Source organism: Acinetobacter sp. 231_lipA (assembly GCF_058243005.1).
Map to the genome: position 1 here is coordinate 449,251 of NZ_JBZAYU010000001.1, position 21,831 is coordinate 471,081.

Below are 21,831 nucleotides of genomic sequence, written 5' to 3' on the forward strand. Positions count from 1 at the left end.
AGCAGGCTTTTTAATCTCTTTTCTCTTATTTTAGGTATACATAGATTAAGCACTTTTTGAATACTATAATTAAGTGACTTTTAATATAGATCATGTATTGTGGCTGAAATTTTAAAATGGTTGATGGTATGAGCCAATATTCCCCACTCAAAGGCAAGTCAGGTTTTAGACGTATTTTTAATGCAACACATTATTCTATTTCAGGTTTTAAGGCCGCATTTGCGCACGAAGCTGCTTTTCGCCAAGTCCTGTTGATTAACCTGATTCTGATTCCAACAAGTTTTTTCTGTGATGTCAGTCGCTTAGAACAAGCCCTCATGGTAGCCGTCTGTTTACTTGCAATTATTGTTGAGTTATTCAACTCAGCGATTGAGGCGATTGTGGATCGTGTTTCACTGGAGCGGCATGAGCTTTCAAAAAATGCCAAAGACATGGGCAGTGCTGCACAGTTTGTTTCTTTAAGTATTATCTTTATTGTTTGGCTACTGATTCTGATGCCTTAACATTTTTGTTCAATATTTCACACTCAAGCTGTTCAACAAGCTTAAAATTAAGTCAAAAGAAAACCCTGCTTTCGCAGGGTTTTCTTTTGAATCAGTTCAGTGCTTAGTGAGCAGCGAATTGGTTCATTGTGTTTTTAGCATCATCGTGCGCTTTAAGAGCGTTGTCACCAGAGAAGATTTCTTTGTGATCATCACCGATGTCAGAACCCGCCATTGCTTGGTGTTTAACACAAGCGATACCACCACGGATTTCTTTACGTTGTACGCCAGCAACATAAGCCAACATACCTTCAGTACCGAAGTAACCTTGAGCAAGCTCATGAGTAGAAAGCGCAGCTGTGTGGTAAGTCGGAAGTGTGATCAAGTGATGGAACACACCCGCTTCACGAGCAGCATCAGCCTGGAATGTACGAACTTTTTCGTCAGCTTCAGCAGCCAGTTCAGTTGCATCGTACTCAGCGCTCATTAACTTAGCACGGTCGTAAGCAGAAACGTCTTTACCTTCAGCAACCCAACGGTCATATGCTTGTTGACGGAAGTTTAAAGTCCAGTTGAACGAAGGCGAGTTGTTATAAACAAGTTTCGCATTTGGAACTGTTTCACGTACACGGTTAACCATGTGAGCGATTTCAGCAACGTTTGGAGTCGCAGTTTCGATCCAAAGAAGGTCAGCACCGTTTTGTAGGCTAGTTACACAGTCAAGTACAACGCGGTCGATTTGCGTGCCTTCACGGAACTGGTATAGACCAGAAGCAAGACGTTTAGGACGGTGAAGTTTACCATCACGCTTGATCAGGATTTCGTCTTCTTGAGCTTCTGAAATGTCGATTTCAGTTGTGTCTAAGTAGCTGATGTATTGAGAAGCGATGTCGCCTGGCTCTTTAACCACTGGGATTTTTTGAGTCAAGTCAGCGCCTTCAGAGTCAGTACGTGCAACGATGATACCGTCGTCAAGACCCATTTCTAGGAATGCATAGCGAAGCGCGTGGATTTTCGCGATGAAGTCTTCGTGTGGAACTGTTACTTTACCAGCTTGGTGACCACATTGTTTCGCGTCAGAAACCTGGTTTTCGATTTGTAGTGCACAAGCACCCGCTTCGATCATTTTCTTAGCAAGTAAGTAAGTTGCTTCTTCGTTACCGAAACCAGCGTCGATGTCCGCAATAATTGGCACTACGTGAGTTTGGAAACCGTCGATTTGCGCAGTGATTTCAGCAGCTTTTGCAGTATCACCAGCTTCTTGAGCTTTTTTAAGCGCACGGAATAGGTCGTTTAATTCTTTAGCATCAGCTTGGCGTAAGAAAGTGTAGATTTCTTCGATCAATGCAGGTACTGAAGTTTTTTCATGCATAGATTGGTCAGGAAGTGGACCGAATTCTGAACGAAGTGCAGCAACCATCCAACCAGAAAGGTAGATGTAACGACGTTCAGTCGTACCGAAGTATTTTTTGTTCGCAATCATTTTTTGTTGTGCGATGAAACCGTGCCAGCAACCCAAAGACTGAGTGTATTTGCTAGAGTCAGCATCATAAGCAGCCATATCACGACGCATAATTGCAGCTGTGTATTTAGCGATATCTAAACCAGTTTTGAAACGGTTTTGGATTTGCATACGCGCAGCATCTTCAGGACTGATGTCTGCCCAAGTGCTACCGAATTTTGCTTTTAATTCGCGGATTGCATCAATCGCTGTTTGATATGTAGTCATGATATTTCCTGTAATAATATTAGGATTTTCTTCAACGAAAAGCTAAAATCAGACCCTCAAGCTTTTGCTTAGATTTAGAGCGCTTCGTTGCGATGAATACAGATTAGATTGACAGAAAAAATTAATCCAATATTCTGCATTAATTTTCAGTATTTATTTAAAAAATACATAGATAAAAGTCTAATTATATTTCGACAAATTAAAACCAAGTATTTGTTATTATTAAACTTAAATAAAATAAGAAAACCGTAAAAAATACATACTTTGTCGAATATTTCTTCATTAGACTTAAGTCTCGGCCGTTGAAAAAAAGAGTCCCAACCGAAAATCAATACTTAATGTGACCAAAATGACAAAAGTTCAATATTCAGCAAAAAGAGTATTTATCACGCTTTTATTCCACCAACAATAAGCCATCTCAAGCCATTTTCTAGGCGATACTCTAAGCCTCAATTCACACATATTAAAACATTGCTTAGGACTAATATCCTCTCCGCTTTTAAAAATAAAAAAACATTTTCTGAGAAAATGAAGGGGGTATTCTTTATACAACCCGATGCTTTTTTTTTCGTCAGTTTATTACACAAGACTGGTGGCTTATGGCATAATGCAAATAATTTCATGATTTTATTCTCGGTATTTATTTTATGAATCTGGAGCGGGTTGATCTAAACCTCTTAATTTACTTGGACGTACTTTTACGCGAAAAAAATGTAACCCGAGCAGCTGAACAATTGGGTGTCACCCAACCAGCAATGAGTAATATTCTACGTCGTCTTCGTAACTTATTTAATGATCCCCTGCTAATTCGCTCTTCTGAAGGTATGACACCGACCGAACGGGCTTTAGAGTTACAACCCCGCATACGTGACGCTCTTTCTGATCTCTCCATGATTTTGGAACCTCGTACCGAGTTCCGTCCTTATACCTCAAATCGGGTTTTCCGTATTATGACTTCGGATTATGCCGAAGCAACCTTAGTTCCACGCCTCGTTAAAGCATTACGGTCTGAAGCACCCAATGTGGTTTTAGACTTCTTAACTCCAAGTGATGTGTCATATCGTGATATGGAACAAGGTAAAGTTGATCTAGCCATTAACCGATTCAATGAAATTCCACAAAGCTTCCATCAAGTTTTAGTCTGGCGTGACAGTTTTTCATGTTTGCTGAACGGTAAACACCCCGCCGCCAGCAACTTAAACCTAAAAAGTTACCTTGATGCACAGCATATTTGGGTTTCTAAAACAGGTATGGGCGTTGGTTTCGGCGTTAACCCTGAAAAACAAGCAGGTCTCGGTTGGATTGATCAAGCGTTAGAGCGTATTGGCCAAAAACGTAAAATTTCGGTCTTCACTCGACATTATCAAATGCCTGCACTATTGGCTTCAAATGTAGACTTAGTCGCGACTTTACCGACCCGTATTGCACGCCTACAAGCCAAAAGTCAAAATCTCCTGATTAAAGATCCACCTTTTTATATTCCAGAATTTGAGTTGAAAATGGCATGGTGCCCACTGTTGCATCACCATCCTGCACATCGCTGGCTCAGACAGCTGATTTTGTATGTGGCACGTCAAATGATTGAGGAGGAAAATCGAGAGTTTTTAGGCAATAACTTGCAATTCTCACATTATTAAGCATTCAGTTCTAAATAATTCATATTCATATCAATAACTCAGGTATGATAGAAGACAGTAACTAATTACTGTCTTTATTTTTTTTGTGTTAAAAATATTCATAATAACGATGAATCACAGGTGGATTCGGTGAGTCTTTTTCAAAACATAGTTATCATTCTAGTCCTGATTGCTGGGGCGGGTTTCTTGTCTCTGACAGAAATTGCACTGGCGGGAGCACGTAAGGTCAAGCTGAAAATCTTGGCTGAGTCGGGTGAGGATCGCGCACAGAAAGTTTTGAATTTACAAGAAAATTCTGCTGACTTCTTTGCCGCTTCACAAATTGGCTTAAACGCAGTGGCAATCTTGGGCGGTATTTTAGGTGAAGGGGCTTTTCGTCCTTACTTCATGAGCTTTGTTTCTCGTTTTTATACTGGCCCTTGGTCTGAAACCATTAGCTTTGCTCTATCTTTCACTTTAGTCACCTCTCTATTTATTTTGTTTGCTGACCTCATGCCAAAACGTTTGGCCATGATTGCCCCAGAGAAAATCTCTATTGCGGTGATTAACCCCATTCAGGTGTTTATTAAGGTATGCAAACCTTTGGCTTGGATTATTAATGCTCTTGCCAACTTGTTATTCCGCCTATTTAAAGTGAATACCACCCGTGATGACAACATTACCTTTGATGATATTTCTGCAGTGATGGATGCGGGTGCACAAGCTGGGGTTCTGCAAAAGCAAGAGCACCATTTCATTGAAAACGTATTTGAACTTGAAGAGCGGAACGTTCCTTCAAGTATGACCACGCGTGAAAATGTGGTGTATTTTACTTTAAATGAATCCGAAACCAGCATTCGTCAAAAATTGGCTGAATATCCTTATTCTAAGTTTTTAGTCTGTAGTGAAAATATTGACGATGTAATTGGCTATGTCGATGCCAAAGACATTCTGGTCCGTATCCTGAATAATCAATCTTTACTACAACTCAATGAAAGCACCATTCGTAATGTTCTCACCATTCCAGACACATTAACCTTGTCTGAGTTATTAGACCGTTTCCGCTCCACCAAAGAAAAGTTTGCTGTTGTGATTAATGAATATGCTTTGGTCGTGGGCGTCATCACCCTGTCAGACATTATGATTACGGTCATGGGCGACTGGGTTACTCCAATTGAAGCCGAACAACAGATCATTAAACGTGATAATAATTCATGGCTGATTGATGGCAGCACGCCGATTGAAGACATGAAGCATGCACTGGCCATTGATGAAATGCCAGATGAAGAAAATTATGAAACCTTGGCTGGTTTTATGATGTACCGTCTACGCAAAATTCCACGCCCTGCCGATACCGTAGAATATGCAGGCTTTAAATTTGAAGTGGTTGATGTCGACCATTTTAAGATTGACCAACTTTTAGTGACGCGTTTACTTGAAGAAACACTACAGCCTGAAACTAAAACAGTCGAGGAATAGGAACATCGCCTTGAATTAAAACCTTGCAACTGCAAGGTTTTTTTTGCTTCAGATTTAACCATATGAAGTTATACAAAATAAGTATCTTAACCATACTTTACAGATATATATTATTTATTAGAAAAATAGAATGAAAAATCACATATGTTTAAGAGCATTTAAAAATCATGCTGAATTGCATACTATCGCTGTCACTTGCTGAATAAACAGACTTAACACGTTCAAAGGATTGATCCATGCTGACCATTTTAGGTTTAGGCATGATTATGTGCTTCATGTACTTAATCATGTCCAAACGACTGAGCGCTCTTGTTGCTTTAACTTTAATCCCTATCATTTTTGCATTACTTACTTATGTTTTAAGTCTCTTTGTTGACAACCTTGCTGGATTTGATATTGCTGAACTTGGCAATATGATGATGGAAGGCATTAAAAAGCTCGCTCCTACGGGCGTAATGCTCCTTTTCGCAATCCTTTATTTTGCAATTATGATCGACACGGGTCTATTCGACCCTTCAGTGAAGTGGATTTTAAAGCAGGTTAAAGGTGATCCTTTAAAAGTGACCCTCGGCACCATTACACTGACTTTAATTGTTTCCTTGGATGGTGACGGTTCAACCACTTACATGATCTGTGTTGCCGCAATGCTACCGCTGTATAAGCGTATTGGTATGAGCCCTTTAATTATGGCTTGTCTAATGATGCTTGCGAGCGGCATCATGAACCTAACGCCATGGGGTGGACCAACAGCACGTGCTGCAACGGCATTGCATGTCGATCCAAACGATGTCTTTGTTCCGATGATTTTACCAATGCTCGTTGCAATTGGGTGGTTATACTTCCTCGGCTTTATGTATGGCCGTATGGAGCGTAAGCGCATTGGTATTGTGGAATTAGATATTAGCCATGGTGACAGTATTCAGATTTCGCAAGAACCTGAAGCCAACCGTGCCCACTTAAGATGGTTTAACGCTCTACTAACTTTGGTCTTGATGGTCTGCTTAATAATGGGCATTTTACCTGCGGCGATTCTGTTCATGGTTGCCCTGTGTATTGCCTTGGTGGTGAACTATCCAGATCTAGACATGCAAAAGCGTTTGGTTGGTAACCACTCTGCCAGTGCCTTAGCTGTAGTCGGGATTATCTTTGCGGCAGGTATTTTTACCGGTATTTTATCGGGTACAGGTATGGTTGAAGCCATGTCTCAAGAACTGGTTGCCATTATTCCAGAAAGTATGGGGCCGTATTTAGCACCTATCACGGCTGTGATTAGTATGCCACTGACCTTCTTTATGTCGAATGATGCCTTCTACTTTGGTGTACTGCCTGTACTCTCTGAAGCCGCTGGACACTATGGTATCACTCCTGTGGAAATGGCTCGTGCATCGATTGTTGGTCAACCTGTACACTTACTGTCCCCATTGGTTCCATCGACTTACTTACTCTGTGGATTGGCTGGAATTAACTTTGGTGAACACCAAGAATTTACCATCAAGTGGGCGGTGATTACTTGTTTAGTGATGCTGGTTACAGCGATGATCTTTGGTATTTTCCCACTTTACTCAACACTGGGTTAATCAAATACTCATACTGAGTTATAACGAACCTTAAGCTCAACAACCGATAAATACCCGATGTGATACATCGGGTATTTTCATTTATAATACCTTGATATAACAATATAATAGAGTCAAGCCTATGTCTTTTTCATTGCCCGCTGTGTTGGCATGTACTTTCTTTTATTCTGCGCTCTATCTGATTTATTATTATTTTGCCCAATACAGCCACACGCTGCTGATCGTAAGTGCGATTGTTTTGCTGATTTTAGCATGGCGGATTACACCTTGTGCTTATGAACGTGGGCAACGAAGCTTTAACGAGACTCTGTCTTTTGGACAGTATTTCTGGAATCCACTGATTACATGGTGGCGACTGTTTATTTGGCCCATCAGCTTATTACTGTCTTGGATTTTCCATAGTTAAATAGAAGCCATAAAAAAGCACCCAAAGGTGCTTTTGAGACTGCGATCTTAACGACCATATAATTCAAGCAATTTATCTAAAGTCGCTTGATAGTGAATGGTAATATCTTCAGATAAAATTTTATATGCGCTGTCAAACTGAACCATTGGCCAGCCTTCTTTCCAAAATGGGAAGATGTTGTGCAAATCATGTGTCACGGTCGCATCTTCCCGTACAATGGCTTGTGCAACTTGTGACAAGACTTGTGCTGTTTCCGCACCATCAATCGCCATGTAATCAATCCCACGTACTTTTAAAATACGGATGCGGTCTTTCTTATAGCGAATTTTTTTGGCTTGACCTTCATTCAGACCCAACGCCAAAGCTACAGCTTCAACAAATTTGCTTTCAAAAGATTGGTTCAAAGCCACAATCGCAAGTTTATGTGCTTCTTGACGACCCGCTTTACCACCCTTACGAATCTCTTCTTTTGCCTCTGTATCAAGCTCATCGTCTTTCATAGACTGCAAAATGTCTAAAATTTCGATATCACTTAAAGATTCAGGAGAATGATCAGTCATGAACTGCCCTTAGACAAAAAAAATTGAATCCGACATTTTCGCATAATTCAGAGCGAAAAAGCGAAATTGTTGTGCTTTTCTCTGTGAATATTCTGTTTTACTTATTTTTTTGAGTCATCCCCTTCCAAATCTACTATAGTAAAGGCTATTTTTCTCATACGCTCTTTTTTGACGATGCAATCCAAACAAGTTCAACTGTTACTGCAACAATTAGAGACCCGCTACCCTGCCGCATTTAAACGTAATTACTTGCTTTATAGTCAAATCAAAACACGCGGTATTTTAGATGACCAACGTGAAATTATTCCGTGGGTTTTGGCGGTGATGATTTTTATTCCAATCAGCTTAATTCTAAAAAATTTTTACTTAACTCACTTGGAGAATCTCGACCCGCTGCAAAGTCATAGTTACGCCATTATCACTATTTTATTGGTGCTGATGTGGGTCTTACCTTTTGTCATTAAGCAAATTAAACATTCATCAAACTCCCTGTATCAACTGCAACGCCATGCGCCCATCAAACTCGCTGCCGTGATTCTTTTAAGTGGACTCAATCTAATGTTCCTTGAAAGCAGTTTGCTGATGTGGATCTTGTTTTATTTTGGTGTAAACTTTGGTTTTGTGCGCTTCTATAAAGAAAATTTATTTCGAGACCACAGCCAGTCGGTTGAACATCATCAGTTACAACAACTTAGACGTGTCTGCTTTTGGGCCTATAAGCAAACGCTCAAATCACGACTCCAATTACGCTTTAGCTCCCATCAATCTGAAGATTATCAGGCACGTAAAACCCAGCTGGGGCATGAAGCAGATTTGTATGTGCAACTGCTGAAGTATGAGCATGCTTACTGTAAACAGATTAAGCACATCGATCTCGACAGCTATATCGATGAGAAATTATAAAAAAACCGAGCAATGATGCTCGGTTTTTTCTAAGGTCATTTTAGGCCGTTTGCTTTAACGCACTGATTGGCAATAATGTCGGATCTAATATTACTTGATGTGAGCGAGTCTCATCAACGATGTATTCTTTGTTCTTAATGGTATCCACAAATATCCAATCCGCTTGTACCTGCTCTGCGGTAAAACGGACTTTCAAATAACCACGCTGATTTAAATTGCAATAACTCAGCTCATCAATCAAGGTTGTAAAAGCAAACTCAAACTCTTTGAGTTGTTGCATTGGAATAGACAAATACTTTTCCATACCTGGCGAGGAAACTGAACTTGTCGCTAACTCCACACCTACAAATTGCCCTGTTAAATCGTGTAAGTCCGATGCCCATGCATTATGGGTATCACCAGCCAAGACCACGACTTTTTTATTTAAATACTGTAGTGTGCCGTACAACGTCTCCCTTTCAACCGCATAACCATCCCATGCATCTAAATTGTAAGGAACCACAGTTTTAATACGAGACAACTGCTCTACTGTTAAAGATGGATCATGATTTAAGTAACGAAGTTTTATTTCTACCAATTCTTTAATGAGTTGATTCACCTGCGCCAAAACCTCTGGAGTCACCGCGCCGCTACTGATTGCACTGAGCACTTGTAACATCTCGGCTGGAACAAGCATTTTGCTCATCAACACCTGCTGACCCAAAACTTGCCATGTGGCTTTAGAGCTCGCAAGTTGCTGTGTTAACCATGCGCGTTGATTCAACCCCAGTAACGTTCGATTTGGGTCTTGCATATCTGTAGTAAAGCGCACAGCATCCAAACCCGATGCGGTTAAATAATCTGCATAATCTAACTGTTTACTCCGCGCTAGAATACGCGTATCCAACATATTCAACTGCACTAAATTACCAAAGTTAAACTGGCGATAAATATTCAAATGATCTTTTTCAGAAAGCGGACGGATTGGCATCCACTCAAAATAGGCCGCCAGTGCCGCAAGTTTACGTTCAAGGAAATCGCCTTCAGTATCTGACTGATGATTTTCAGCACCCTTTTCCCATGTATCATTTGCGAGTTCATGGTCATCCCAAATCACAATAAAAGGATGACGTTGATGCGCGGCCTGCAAATCTGCATCTAGTCGGTATAAAGCATAACGTTTGCGATAGTCATCTAAGCGAATAATTTCTAAGCTATTATCATCCGCCAGTGCACGCCCCATCTCTACAGCCTCTTCCGTTGCATATCCGCCCATACCATATTCGTAAATGTAATCCCCCAAATGAATCACAACATCCACATCCTGTTTTGCAATTTCTTTATAAACATGGAAATAACCCGCTGGATAATTTGAACATGAGCATACGGCAAACTGTACCGACTGTACTTGCGTTGCCAAAGTTTTGGTTTGCCCTGTGGTTGAATATGTCGACGCCGATTTAAAACGGTAGAAATAAACTTGCCCCGCAGCAAGTCCCGTCACATCCACTTTCACCGTAAAATCTTGTGCAGCTGTAGTCAGCACCTTTCCTGTTGCTGTAATGTGTTTAAAGTCTGCATCTTTTGCCACTTCCCAGAGCACCTCTAAACGCGCACTGCTATCCGATGGTGTTACGCGTGTCCAAATGATAACTTGAGTTTGTAAAGGATCACCACTGGCAACCCCATGCAAAAACTGCACTTGCGTAGTGGGCTGTGTGTTTGAATCGGCGTCATCACCACAAGCGGTCAGTGAAATAGGTAAAGATAAAGCACCAAATCCTGCCAAAGTTTTTTGAATAAGTTCTCGGCGGTTCATTTTTTTTGTCATGTGGATTGCCTAAAGACGATATGGACTTGAAATTTATGCGAAAAATATGACATGCATATCTCAAGTCGATGACATTTTTATGACGCCTGAACAAGTGCAGACAGATAATTTTGCTATTTTTTAAACATAAACCGCTGAATTGTTTGAAAAGAAAGCAAATAATCACAAATAGACTTGCCAACTTTTATTTCGTCCTCTATTATTGCGCTCATGCCCGAGTGGTGAAATCGGTAGACACAGGGGATTTAAAATCCCCCGCCCACAAAGCGTGCCAGTTCGAGTCTGGCCTCGGGCACCATTATTAAGCTAATTAAGATGGTGCAATAAAAAATCCAGCGATATGCTGGTTTTTTTATGTCTATAATTTATGCATCGAAGCACATAACAATCACAATATGAAAAAGAACACTCTCATTATCATCTTATGCCTAATTTTTTCAAACATCAGCCATGCAAACCCCACCTCACAGCAAACAGATAGCGATACCTTTTATGACTTGTTTGCAGGCACAATTATTGAAAAAGACCGTCAACTCTATTTACATGCGTGTAAATCAGTAGATGCTCATTTTAAATTAAGCTTTAATCACACTAAAGATGAGCAACATATTCGTGAGGTCATGAAAAAGCATCCAAAATTTTGGCTGAATCTCAGTGCAAATGCTGAAATGGTCGAAGGTGAATATGTGATGACAGTCGATACGATTCAAGATGAACATTTGAACCAAAATTGTCATCTCACCGATCTTTTAGATGAGTTATAACAGCAATCTCAGCTTCTAAAGCAAAACCAACAGAACTTGAAATGAGAGAGTGGCTCACCACTCTCTGTTCACCACCAATTCTTCCATTTCAATATCCATAAACCCAGCATCTTGTACCACCATCATCATCGCTTCAGCAATAAAATCGGCAGCAGAATCATCTAACGACGAATCCAGATCTTCAAAATGTGGCTTCATTTCATTAATTTCAGCCACTGTGGCATTGGCATATTGATAAATATCACCCTCAGATTTTGCTTTTACAATTTTTTTAGCAAAAGTCTCGACATGCTGCTTCACTTCAGCAACAAGAATATCGGGATAATATTCATCATCAAACATAGGGAGAAGTAAATCTGCAAACATACAGGCACTCAAAACGAGAAACTTAAAAAACGAGTCTGTATAACATAAACCGAACAAATCACCAAATAAAAAAGCAGCATCTCAAAATGCTGCTAGTCTAAAAATCAGATAAAGATCAAATTTTCAAATTAAATCATTAGCCCAGCATTCCGCCGCCGCATTAAGCAATATTCATCGCTTGCCAAACCTTGATCGCATCACTCATGGCTTTGACATCATGAGCGCGCACCATACACGCGCCTTGTTGAATACTCAGCAAATGTCCCGCTACAGAACCCACAGCCCTCTGCCCTGCATCCGCCCCACCTAAGGCTTCGCCGATAAAGCGCTTCCGTGACAATGCGGACAAGATGGGATACCCGAGCTGATTCAGCTGATGGAATTCGTTTAAAAGCTTAAGGTTCTGCTTTGCATTTTTAGCAAAGCCAAAACCCGGATCAATAATGATATTTTCAGCTTTGACACCTGCCTTGAGTGCATCCGCCACACGCTGGGAAAGCTCCGTTATTACATCTTGAGTGACATCATCATAGTGATCTAAGCCATTCATGGTAGTCGGCTCACCACGCATATGCATAATAATTACAGGAATATTCAGCTCAGCAGCAGTCGCTAATGCCTTCGGGCGTGTCAAAGCTCTGACATCGTTCCAAATGTGCGCACCAGCGGCAATAGCGGCTCGAATCACCTCAGATTGAGAAGTATCAATCGAAATAACCACATCAAGTTCAGCCAAGGCTTCCACCACTGGAACAACACGACGAATTTCTTCCTCGACCTCAACCACAGATGCACCTGGACGTGTGGACTCGCCCCCTACATCAATCACCGTTGCTCCATCTGCAATCATTTGCTTCGCATGTGCAATCGCCTGCACTTTACCATTATGTTCTCCACCATCACTAAACGAATCTGGCGTCACATTCAGAATACCCATCACCTGCGGTACCGACAAATCGAGTGATAGCTCACCACAATGTAGGATTTTCTTTGGTAAATCCATCAATTGCATCTAATTTACTCCAGTTCAACTAGGATTATCTTAACGCGTGTAGCAGAGCTGTGTGCTTATTTTTCTTTAAAACATCAAAAATATGCACAATAAAAAACCACCCGAAGGTGGTCCTTTATTTCAAGATTTAAATCTTAAGTTGCCGATGGTAATGGTGGTGGTGTGCTTGGACCATCCGTTGGAGTTACATCCATCACAGGATTTTCTGCAACATATACTTTTGGTGGTTGTGGCTCACGACCTTCCATAATGTCACGAATTTGCTCGCGATCAATCGTTTCCCATTCCATCAGAGCTTTAACCATCGCATGAGCAATATCTTTATTGTTTTCCAAGATATTGCGCGCTACATGGTATTGCTCATCGATGATACGACGAACTTCAGCATCTACTTGTTGCTGTGTTGCTTCAGAAATCGTACGACTACCAATGCTGCCCATGAATGATTGCTGAGAGTCATCTTCATACACCATTACACCAAGTTTGTCAGACATACCGTACTTGGTCACCATCGCACGTGCCATTTTAGTTGCACGTTCAAAGTCGTTTGAAGCACCTGTCGACATTTGGTTGATAAAGATTTCTTCAGCAATACGACCACCAAACAAAATTGAAAGTTCATTCAACATTTTGTCTTTATAGTGGCTGGTTTGGTCATGTTCAGGCAACTGCCATGTTACGCCCAGCGCCCAACCACGTGGCATAATAGTCACTTTATGTACAGGGTCTGTACCCGGTAGAATTTCAGCCACAATCGCATGACCAGCTTCATGGTACGCAGTTGCACGACGTTCTTCTTCACGAATCACCATCGACTTACGTTCAGGGCCCATGTACAACTTGTCTTTTGCATCTTCAAAATCATGCATATCGACAGTGTTCTTGTTACGACGCGCAGCAAAGAGTGCAGCTTCGTTCACAAGGTTCGCCAATTGTGCACCAGAGAAGCCAGGTGTACCACGTGCAAGCACCTGTACATCGACACCAGTCACTGAAGGAAGTTTCTTCATGTGAACATTTAAGATTTGCTCACGACCTTTAATGTCTGGCAGACCAACCATTACTTGACGGTCAAAACGACCCGGACGGAGTAAAGCTTTATCCAGTACATCTGCACGGTTTGTAGCAGCAATGACGATAATACCTTCATTGCCTTCAAAACCATCCATTTCCACCAACATTTGGTTCAAGGTTTGCTCACGCTCATCGTGACCACCACCTGTACCTGAACCACGATGACGACCCACAGCATCAATCTCATCAATAAAGATGATACATGGTGCATGACGTTTCGCTTGTTCAAACATGTCACGAACACGAGATGCACCCACACCCACGAACATTTCAACAAAGTCAGAACCAGAAATACTAAAGAATGGTACTTTTGCTTCGCCTGCAATTGCTTTTGCAAGTAAAGTTTTACCTGTACCTGGTGGACCCACCATTAACACGCCTTTAGGAATCGTTGCACCTAAACGTTTAAATTTTGAAGGGTCTTTTAAGAAATCAACAATTTCCACAACTTCTTGCTTTGCTTCATCACAGCCAGCGACATCGGTAAAAGTCACTTTAATTTGGTCTTCTGCCAACATTTTTGCTTTTGACTTACCAAAACTCATTGGACCGTTTTTACCACCTGCTCCGCCACCCATGTTGCGCATAAAGAACATGAATAACAAAATGATTAAAAGTACAGGGAAGCTTGCGATCAAAAGTTGCATCAATAAACCTTGACGTGCAGGTGCAGTACCTTCAACGACAACGTTATTTTTAATCAGATTAGGCATAAGCTCTGGGTCTTGAACCGCAGGACGAATACTTTCAAACTCTGAACCGTTTGATTTTTGGCCATGAATTCGTTCGCCATCAATTGTCACTTGCTTAATTTGACCAGCATTCACCGCAGCAACAAACTCTGAATAATTCATCGCTGTCGGCTTTTCATTGCTACTGACATTACTGAAAATGAGGATCAGTACGCCCAGTATCACTAGCCACAATATGGCATTCTTGAAGAGATCGCTCAAAGCTTTATTCCCATATCAATCTAATTTGATCATGCCCTATCGGGTGACCTTAAAGTTTCTGCTGAAGATCAGCTTCGCAAAATAATAAAAAGGTACAAAATGCACAATTTTTAACGACTTGGCAAGTAAACTTTATTTGAAAGCCTTCTTACGGCCTTGCCCAACTAAGAATACTTCCTTAGATCGGGCACGTGATGCAGCAGGTTTTACTGTTTTTAACACATCAAAGTTGTCGACTACTTGCTTACGGAACTCGTCAAAGCCTGTACCTTGGAATACCTTTACAACAAATTGACCATTTGGACCGAGCACTTTCGTAGCAAAATCGATGGCCAATTCACAGAGGTAAATCTGGCGAGGTTGATCTACAGCCTTGTTACCTGAAGTATTGGGGGCCATATCTGAAATTACAACGTCTACTTTACGTCCATCTAAAATATTTAACAATTTATCGAATACTTCTTGCTCACGGAAGTCACCTTGCAAGAAGGTCACATCTGGGAGTGCATCCATTTCCAAAATGTCAGATGCAACCACCAATCCTCGATCACCGACCAGCTTTCCTGCAATTTGTGACCAACTTCCAGGTGCAGCACCCAAGTCAACCACGGTCATGCCCGGACGAATGATGTTATATTTTTCTTGAATTTCAAGTAACTTATAAGCTGCACGTGCTCGATAACCTTCTTTTTGCGCTTTTTTCACAAAATGATCATCAAGGTGCTCTCTCATCCACGCACGGCTACTTTTGGATAACTTTTGGTTGGTAATGCGTGTTGCCATATCTCTCTAAAACATTAAAATTTCTTAAACTTAATTGTACGTTAAATTCTCTAGGCTTGCAGTATACATCTGTATCCAAATCTTGGGTTTTAGTTGTTTTTTTCTATTATCTAAATCGATTATTTCCACAGAATATAAAGCGTTTAATTTCGCAGTTTGTTATACTAAGCCGTTTTTAAAATTAGGTTATCTTTATGGCGACTTTATCCATTCAGGAACGCAAGCGTTTGCGTCAAATCGGTCATGCTTTAAACCCAGTGGTAATGCTTGGCGGTTCAGGTCTGACTGAAAATGTCGTTGAAGAAATTTTACGTGCTTTAAACGACCACGAATTGATTAAAGTCAAAGTCGCGGGTGAAGACCGTGAAGAGCGCGCTGCAATCATTGCAGAAATTGCCTCAACTACAGGTGCAGAGATTGTACAGACCATTGGTAAAATTGCGTTGCTTTACAAAAAAGCGGCGAAACAAAATGCCAAATTGTCTAATTTAGTTCGTTTCGCTCACGCAGCAAAATAATTGTAGTTTTTTATGGCAAGTTACGAACTCAGTGCATTTGATCGTCGCTTTCAAGCAATTTCGCTTGTTGGTGCGATTGAACAACAAAGCCCATATGCTCTCAATATCGGCTTTTGGTTACGCGATCCCAATTTGTACATGCACTGGCCCGAAGTCGTGAATGCAAATCCTCGTCAAGACTTTTTATGGGAAAACACCTGTTTTGAAGTCTTTATCGGGGTAAAAGGCGAAGATTATTATCGCGAGATCAATCTCTCCCCTTCGCAAGCTTGGCAGGCCTATCAGTTTGAGGAATATCGTTATCCTGAAGATATGCCGCCACAGGTCGCTTATGATATTGAACTCAATCAATTGAAGCGCACCCACTATGGTTTAAATGTCAGCATTGATCTGACTGAATTTATGCTGCAACACAAACTCAAATGGGCTGACCTATATCTAGGTCTATCAGCTGTGTTGAATACATCACAAGGTCAACAGTTCTATGCCATGCAGCATAGTGGTCAACAAGCTGACTTTCACAATAAACGTGATTGGTTGCATCAGTTTTAATCCAGATCAATAAAAAAGTGAGGCTATGACCTCACTTTTTTATGCACTTAATCTTGAGCCTCGTACAGCTAGATTATTTGTTTGAAACTTTATTCCACGCATCTAAGGTGTGTTCTTTTGAACGTTTAAACGTTTCAGTCAACTGATCTTTATGTTTTACTGAAATTTCGCTGACATCACCTTTTAACTCTTTACCTAGTTTGGTCAAGTCATCTAAAACAGCCGTAAACTCAGTTTTAACAAACTCTTTTAGTTCAGTTAAGTCTTTTTGAGAGTTCGATAACTGCCCTTTAATGGTTTCTAAGCGCAGTAAAAGATCTTGTTTAAACTGGCGGAGTTGCTCTTGCACACTGGCATTTAACTGCTTCGCTTCAGCTTCAAGCTTTTCTTTGCTTTCAACTACCGCTTCAGTGACCTGCTCTGTTGCTTCTTTCGCCACTTGCTCAAGCTTTTCAGTGCTTTCTGCAACAACTTCTTTCAACGCTGGCTTTGGTTTGGTCACTTTGTCTTGTTCAGTCATGATGTTATTCCTGTTGTTATATACACAGCGACAGCTTAGCGTGATTCGATAAAATTTAGATTTTGATTTGTTAGACAATTATTTGTTGTTACATTTTTCTTTACAAAACTTAGAAACAGTATCCGCTACAAAATAAAAGCACTTTATCTTGTTAATTCCATCTTATTGGCATGGACTTTGTTAGTGAAGTTGCGTATAGTGCCATGTTAAGTTCAAGCGAGCAGACATAGGGAGGGTAGGTTTTTAGATAGCCTTCCTTTTTTTTCGTCTACTCGCTTTTTTACAGCCTAAATTTCAGGAGCTTTGGTTTGAGCACCCCAGCAATTTTAGCCCTTGCCGATGGTACGATCTTTAAAGGAACGTCTATTGGTGCATCGGGTAGTACGACTGGTGAAGTCGTTTTCAACACTGCCATGACTGGCTATCAAGAAATTTTGACTGACCCGAGTTATGCACAGCAACTTGTGACTTTAACTTACCCTCATATCGGTAACACAGGTTGTAATGATGAAGACGCTGAGTCAGGTCGAATTCATAAAGTGTGGGCCAACGGATTAATCATTCGTGACCTACCTTTATTGCATAGCAACTTCCGATCAACGCAATCTTTAGGCGAATACTTAAAAGAACATAATGTTGTCGCAATTGCAGATATTGATACGCGTAAATTAACCCGTATTTTGCGTGACAAAGGTGCGCAAAATGGTTGCATCCTTGCTGGTGAAAATATTACTGAAGAGCAGGCTTTAGAAAAAGCACGCTCATTTGGTGGTTTAAATGGTTTAGACCTAGCGAAAGAATGCTGTGACCCAACTGGTTTCGAATGGACAGAAGGTTCTTGGGTATTAGGCAAAGGCTTCACACAACCTGAACTTAAATTCCATGTTGTTGCATACGACTACGGTGTCAAAACCAACATCTTACGTATGCTTGCAGACCGCGGTTGTAAACTCACTGTCGTGCCTGCACAAACTCCTGCTGCTGACGTGCTTGCATTGAATCCGGATGGCGTGTTCTTATCGAACGGCCCTGGCGATCCAGCTGCATGTGACTACGCAATTGAAGCTGTAAAAACAATTGTAGAAGACACTCGCAACCTACCCGTCTTTGGTATTTGCTTGGGTCACCAAATTCTTGCACTTGCCTCAGGTGCAAAAACAGTGAAAATGCCGCATGGTCACCACGGTGCTAACCACCCTGTTCAAAACATGGAAACAGGCACAGTGATGATTACTTCTCAAAACCACGGCTTCGCAGTGGATGCAGAAACACTTCCTGCAAACTTGAAAGCTACGCACAAGTCTTTGTTCGATCAAACTCTTCAAGGGATTCATCGTACAGACAAACCAGCGTTCAGCTTCCAAGGTCACCCTGAAGCAAGCCCTGGTCCGCATGACTGCGCACCATTGTTCGATCATTTCATCGAACTTATCGAAGCATCTAAGAAGTAATTAAGGAAGCGATCATGGCTAAACGTACAGACATTAAAAGTATCTTAATTATTGGTGCAGGTCCGATTGTCATCGGGCAGGCATGTGAGTTTGACTACTCAGGTGCGCAAGCGTGTAAGGCTCTTCGTGAAGAAGGCTACCGTGTTATTTTGGTGAACTCTAACCCAGCAACCATTATGACCGACCCTGCGATGGCAGACGCAACATATATCGAGCCAATCACTTGGCAGACTGTTGCACAAATCATTGAAAAAGAGCGTCCAGATGCTGTCCTTCCAACAATGGGTGGTCAAACAGCATTGAACTGTGCGCTCGCACTGGATGCCAACGGTATTTTAGAAAAATACAATGTTGAATTGATTGGTGCGACTAAAGAAGCGATTGAAAAAGCTGAAGACCGTAAACTGTTTGATGAAGCAATGCGTAAAATTGGTCTTGAATGTCCAAAAGCTGCGATTGCTGAAAACATGGAAGAAGCTTTAGAGATTCAAGCACGCTTCGGCTTCCCTGTGATTATCCGTCCGTCATTCACGATGGGTGGTTCAGGTGGCGGTATCGCTTATAACAAAGAAGAATTCCTTGAAATCTGTGAACGCGGTTTCGATCTTTCTCCAACCAAACAATTATTGATTGATGAATCTTTAATTGGTTGGAAAGAATACGAGATGGAAGTTGTTCGTGACAAAAACGACAACTGTATTATCGTTTGTGCGATCGAAAACTTTGACCCAATGGGCGTGCACACAGGTGACTCAATCACTGTTGCGCCTGCGCAAACATTAACAGACAAAGAATATCAATTGATGCGTAATGCATCTTTAGCAGTTCTTCGTGAAATTGGTGTAGAAACAGGTGGTTCTAACGTTCAGTTCGGTATTTGCCCAGATACTGGCCGTATGGTGATCATCGAGATGAACCCGCGTGTATCGCGCTCATCTGCCCTTGCATCAAAAGCAACAGGTTTCCCGATTGCAAAAATCGCCGCGAAATTGGCTGTCGGTTATACCCTTGATGAATTAAAAAATGACATCACGGGCGGAACGACTCCTGCTTCGTTCGAACCTGCAATTGACTACGTGGTAACAAAAATTCCACGTTTCAACTTCGAAAAATTCCCACAAGCAGATGCAACACTGACCACACAGATGAAATCTGTGGGTGAAGTAATGGCCATTGGTCGTAACTTCCAAGAGTCTGTAAACAAAGCACTTCGTGGTCTTGAAGTGGGTGCGTGTGGTTTTGATGAAAAAATCGCAGTAGGAACTGAAGGCGCGAAAGAAAAGATCTTGGTTGAACTTAAAGTTCCGGGTCCAGAGCGTATTTGGTATGTGGCTGACGCATTCCGTCATGGTTTCACCTTAGAAGACGTGTTCCAAGCGACGAAAATCGATAAATGGTTCTTGATCCAAATCGAAGACATCATCAAAACTGAAAATGAAATCAAAACTTTAGGTTTTGGTGATCTAAACGCAGACAACATCCGTTCGTTCAAACGTAAAGGTTTATCTGACCTTCGCATCGCGAACTTGATGGGTATTTCACAAAAACAATTCCGTAAGCACCGTTGGAACTTGGGCGTAACGCCAGTTTACAAACGTGTGGATACCTGTGCAGCAGAGTTCGAATCTGACACTGCATACATGTATTCAACTTACGATGATGAGTGTGAATCAAACCCATCTGATAAAGATAAGATTATGGTGATCGGTGGTGGTCCTAACCGTATTGGTCAAGGGATCGAATTCGATTACTGCTGTGTACACGCTGCGCTTGCAATGCGTGAAGATGGTTACGAGACCATCATGGTGAACTGTAACCCTGAAACAGTTTCAACGGATTACGACACTTCTGATCGTTTGTACTTCGAACCAATCACATTGGAAGATGTACTTGAAATCGTTCGTACTGAAAAGCCAAAAGGCATTATCGTTCAGTATGGTGGTCAGACTCCGCTTAAATTGGCTCGTGCTTTAGAAGAAGCAGGTGCGCCAATTATCGGTACATCACCAGATGCGATTGACCGAGCAGAAGACCGTGAACGTTTCCAACAAATGATTCAACGTCTTCAACTTCGCCAGCCAAACAACAGCATTGTAAAATCTGCTGAAGAAGGTATGGCTGAAGCATCGAAAGTAGGCTACCCACTGGTGGTGCGTCCTTCTTATGTACTCGGTGGTCGTGCGATGGAAATCGTATACAACGACGAAGAGCTTAAACGCTACTTACGTGATGCGGTACAAGCATCAAATGAAGCGCCAGTTCTTCTTGACCGTTTCTTAGATGATGCGATCGAAGTTGACGTAGACTGTGTATCTGACGGTAAAGACGTTGTGATTGGCGGTATTATGCAGCACATTGAACAAGCAGGGATTCACTCAGGTGACTCAGCATGTTCGATTCCTCCATACTCACTCTCAGTTGAAATCCAAGACGAAATGCGTCGTCAAACCGTTGCTATGGCGAAAGAGCTTGGCGTTGTTGGTTTGATGAATGTACAGTTTGCTGTGAAAGGCGAAGACGTTTACATCCTAGAAGTGAACCCACGTGCGTCTCGTACTGTGCCATTCGTTTCTAAATGTATCGGTGAGTCTTTAGCGAAAGTTGCTGCGCGTTGTATGGCGGGTCAGTCTTTAGAATCTCAAGGATTCACTAAAGAAATCATCCCGACTCACTTCTCTGTAAAAGAAGCGGTGTTCCCGTTCAACAAGTTCCCGGGTGTTGACCCTATTCTTGGCCCTGAGATGAAATCTACAGGCGAAGTAATGGGTGTAGGTAAAACATTTGGTGAAGCATTCTACAAAGCTGTGTTAGGCTCGAATGAACGCGTACCGGGTCTTCCTACAGAAGGCGAAGTGAAGCATGCATTTATCTCTGTGCGTGATTCAGACAAGCCTCGTGCTGTTGGTATTGCGAAGCAACTGGTAGGCTTTGGCTTCAAAGTACTTGCGACTGGCGGTACTTATGAGTTCATTAAAGCTGCGGGTATTGAGTGTGAACGTGTAAATAAAGTCACTGAAGGCCGTCCTAATATCGTGGACCGCTTGAAAAATGGCGAAGTTCACCTCATTATCAATACAACTGAAGGCAAACAAGCTCAACAAGATTCGTTCTCGATTCGTCGTTCAGCGCTTCAAGCGAAAGTGTATAACACGACGACCTTGAACGGTGCTGATGCTGTATGCCAAGCTTTTGCGATTCAATTGCCAATGGATGTATACCGTTTGCAAGATTTACAAACTGTAGGTTAATTCGTTTACCGAGAAGTCCCGTCACCTC

The 21,831-nt window shown here is 41.6% G+C and carries 19 protein-coding genes and 1 tRNA gene; 12 read left to right on the forward strand and 8 right to left on the reverse strand.

Features of this window, described 5'->3' with window-relative positions:
* Positions 1–128: 128 nt before the first annotated feature.
* Positions 129–503, forward strand: coding sequence for a diacylglycerol kinase (locus tag AC4CUX_RS02330; protein ID WP_178928303.1), 375 nt, complete (start codon positions 129–131; stop codon positions 501–503).
* 103 nt (positions 504–606) lie between these two features.
* Here the strand turns inward: AC4CUX_RS02330 and AC4CUX_RS02335 are convergent, their stop codons facing one another.
* Entirely contained in the window at positions 607–2,211 is a 1,605-nt protein-coding gene (locus AC4CUX_RS02335) for an isocitrate lyase (protein ID WP_178928302.1), read from the reverse strand.
* A gap of 647 nt (positions 2,212–2,858) precedes the next feature.
* Between AC4CUX_RS02335 and AC4CUX_RS02340 the strand changes: the two genes are divergently transcribed.
* The 4 genes from AC4CUX_RS02340 to AC4CUX_RS02355 all read left to right on the forward strand — a co-directional run bounded on the left by AC4CUX_RS02340 (position 2,859) and on the right by AC4CUX_RS02355 (position 7,289).
* Positions 2,859–3,848 carry a LysR family transcriptional regulator gene (locus AC4CUX_RS02340; protein WP_178928301.1) on the forward strand — a complete coding sequence of 330 codons (990 nt, stop codon included), beginning with the start codon at positions 2,859–2,861 and terminating at the stop codon, positions 3,846–3,848.
* 129 nt (positions 3,849–3,977) lie between these two features.
* Entirely contained in the window at positions 3,978–5,306 is a 1,329-nt protein-coding gene (paeA, locus tag AC4CUX_RS02345; RefSeq protein ID WP_125273234.1) for a polyamine export protein PaeA, read from the forward strand.
* 236 nt (positions 5,307–5,542) lie between these two features.
* A complete protein-coding gene (locus tag AC4CUX_RS02350) occupies positions 5,543–6,883 on the forward strand; it encodes a CitMHS family transporter (protein ID WP_490792147.1) in 1,341 nt (446 codons plus the stop codon).
* 121 nt (positions 6,884–7,004) lie between these two features.
* A complete protein-coding gene (locus AC4CUX_RS02355) occupies positions 7,005–7,289 on the forward strand; it encodes a hypothetical protein (protein ID WP_058870057.1) in 285 nt (94 codons plus the stop codon).
* 47 nt (positions 7,290–7,336) lie between these two features.
* Here AC4CUX_RS02355 and AC4CUX_RS02360 read toward each other — a convergent pair whose 3' ends face one another.
* On the reverse strand, positions 7,337–7,849 hold the full coding sequence (locus tag AC4CUX_RS02360) for a hypothetical protein (protein ID WP_004695616.1): 513 nt from the start codon (positions 7,847–7,849) through the stop codon (positions 7,337–7,339).
* Between the two features lie 174 nt (positions 7,850–8,023).
* Here AC4CUX_RS02360 and AC4CUX_RS02365 point away from each other — a divergent pair, with 174 nt between their 5' ends.
* On the forward strand, positions 8,024–8,752 hold the full coding sequence (locus AC4CUX_RS02365; protein WP_058870058.1) for a hypothetical protein: 729 nt from the start codon (positions 8,024–8,026) through the stop codon (positions 8,750–8,752).
* A gap of 40 nt (positions 8,753–8,792) precedes the next feature.
* Here the strand turns inward: AC4CUX_RS02365 and AC4CUX_RS02370 are convergent, their stop codons facing one another.
* A complete protein-coding gene (locus tag AC4CUX_RS02370; protein WP_178928300.1) occupies positions 8,793–10,562 on the reverse strand; it encodes an alkaline phosphatase D family protein in 1,770 nt (589 codons plus the stop codon).
* 212 nt (positions 10,563–10,774) lie between these two features.
* Here AC4CUX_RS02370 and AC4CUX_RS02375 point away from each other — a divergent pair.
* Positions 10,775–10,860: transfer RNA gene (locus AC4CUX_RS02375), tRNA-Leu, on the forward strand.
* A gap of 97 nt (positions 10,861–10,957) precedes the next feature.
* Positions 10,958–11,326: a hypothetical protein gene (locus tag AC4CUX_RS02380; protein ID WP_010327270.1), complete on the forward strand. Its 369-nt coding sequence runs from the start codon at positions 10,958–10,960 to the stop codon at positions 11,324–11,326.
* A 54-nt stretch (positions 11,327–11,380) separates the two neighbouring features.
* Here AC4CUX_RS02380 and AC4CUX_RS02385 read toward each other — a convergent pair whose 3' ends face one another.
* From AC4CUX_RS02385 to rlmE, 4 genes are all read right to left on the reverse strand, one after another.
* Positions 11,381–11,692 (reverse strand): DUF5713 family protein, encoded by a 312-nt coding sequence (locus AC4CUX_RS02385; protein WP_004982696.1) that lies wholly within the window; start codon positions 11,690–11,692, stop codon positions 11,381–11,383.
* 160 nt (positions 11,693–11,852) lie between these two features.
* Positions 11,853–12,704 carry a dihydropteroate synthase gene (gene folP / locus AC4CUX_RS02390; protein ID WP_490792148.1) on the reverse strand — a complete coding sequence of 284 codons (852 nt, stop codon included), beginning with the start codon at positions 12,702–12,704 and terminating at the stop codon, positions 11,853–11,855.
* Positions 12,705–12,838: 134 nt separating this feature from the next.
* Positions 12,839–14,731, reverse strand: coding sequence for an ATP-dependent zinc metalloprotease FtsH (gene ftsH / locus AC4CUX_RS02395; protein ID WP_004695609.1), 1,893 nt, complete (start codon positions 14,729–14,731; stop codon positions 12,839–12,841).
* Between the two features lie 132 nt (positions 14,732–14,863).
* Positions 14,864–15,514 (reverse strand): 23S rRNA (uridine(2552)-2'-O)-methyltransferase RlmE, encoded by a 651-nt coding sequence (gene rlmE, locus AC4CUX_RS02400; RefSeq protein ID WP_004695608.1) that lies wholly within the window; start codon positions 15,512–15,514, stop codon positions 14,864–14,866.
* Between the two features lie 194 nt (positions 15,515–15,708).
* Between rlmE and yhbY the strand changes: the two genes are divergently transcribed.
* Together yhbY and AC4CUX_RS02410 are read left to right on the forward strand one after the other, a co-directional pair.
* The gene (gene yhbY, locus AC4CUX_RS02405; RefSeq protein ID WP_004695606.1) at positions 15,709–16,032 is read left to right on the forward strand and encodes a ribosome assembly RNA-binding protein YhbY; all 324 of its coding nucleotides are present in this window, start codon (positions 15,709–15,711) and stop codon (positions 16,030–16,032) included.
* Between the two features lie 12 nt (positions 16,033–16,044).
* Positions 16,045–16,584, forward strand: a complete 540-nt coding sequence (locus AC4CUX_RS02410; RefSeq protein ID WP_004695605.1) for a DOMON-like domain-containing protein — start codon at positions 16,045–16,047, stop codon at positions 16,582–16,584.
* A 73-nt stretch (positions 16,585–16,657) separates the two neighbouring features.
* Here the strand turns inward: AC4CUX_RS02410 and AC4CUX_RS02415 are convergent, their stop codons facing one another.
* Positions 16,658–17,104: a hypothetical protein gene (locus AC4CUX_RS02415; protein ID WP_004982703.1), complete on the reverse strand. Its 447-nt coding sequence runs from the start codon at positions 17,102–17,104 to the stop codon at positions 16,658–16,660.
* Positions 17,105–17,412: 308 nt separating this feature from the next.
* Here AC4CUX_RS02415 and carA point away from each other — a divergent pair, with 308 nt between their 5' ends.
* Complete coding sequence (gene carA, locus AC4CUX_RS02420) at positions 17,413–18,555, forward strand: glutamine-hydrolyzing carbamoyl-phosphate synthase small subunit (protein WP_178928299.1); 1,143 nt, start codon at positions 17,413–17,415, stop codon at positions 18,553–18,555.
* A gap of 14 nt (positions 18,556–18,569) precedes the next feature.
* A complete protein-coding gene (gene carB, locus AC4CUX_RS02425) occupies positions 18,570–21,803 on the forward strand; it encodes a carbamoyl-phosphate synthase large subunit (protein WP_010327274.1) in 3,234 nt (1,077 codons plus the stop codon).
* Positions 21,804–21,831: the final 28 nt, after the last annotated feature.